Here is a 564-nt window from a genome sequence, read left to right on the forward strand (position 1 = left end):
CGGAGATGTGTATAAGAGACAGGTGGGGGCCAGCGGCGCTGCGGCCACGGCCGCCGCGATGGCGGCGGCACCGGCGCGTCCCGCGCGGCGTGGCGGGAGGGCAGATGAACGAAGCGCCGTCAAAGCGACGGCGCCTGGCAGGGAAGAGCTTTCGGAAACGGCTGCGGCGACGGCCTGGTCGATGGCGCCGCTTGACAGGCTGGCATTGCCGGGGCCGGGATCGCTGCGGGCTGTTGTTCGCGATCCGCCGGGGCGCGCGATGGGCCTGCTGGACTGGCCCAGTCCCAGGGCCGGGGCCGATGATGCGGGCCGGGCGGCGCTGCTGCGGCCTTCGGGGCGTCCCGAATCGGCCACGGCGGCGGCGACGGCGTCCTGGACCGCGCGCTTGGATGGTGCGTTTACGGATACTGGCTTTCGGGTCGGACGCGCATCGGCCAGCAGGATGACGGCGCCGCGTTCGGCGGGGCTGAGCCCCGCCCCCCCGGCTTGCGCCGTCCGCAGGTCGCGCAGCAACCGGGTCAAAGCGCGTTCCTCGGACCGGGTCAGGCGGGTCGGCTGGTCGTC

Annotated in this window: 1 pseudogene; it reads right to left on the minus strand. The window is 74.1% G+C overall.

From position 1 onward, the window contains the following. Positions 1–564: pseudogene (locus tag J0F76_RS20760) on the minus strand (hypothetical protein); the annotation flags it as partial.

Source organism: Paracoccus fontiphilus (assembly GCF_017356265.1).
In the GTDB taxonomy this organism is placed as follows: Bacteria; Pseudomonadota; Alphaproteobacteria; order Rhodobacterales; family Rhodobacteraceae; genus Paracoccus; species Paracoccus fontiphilus.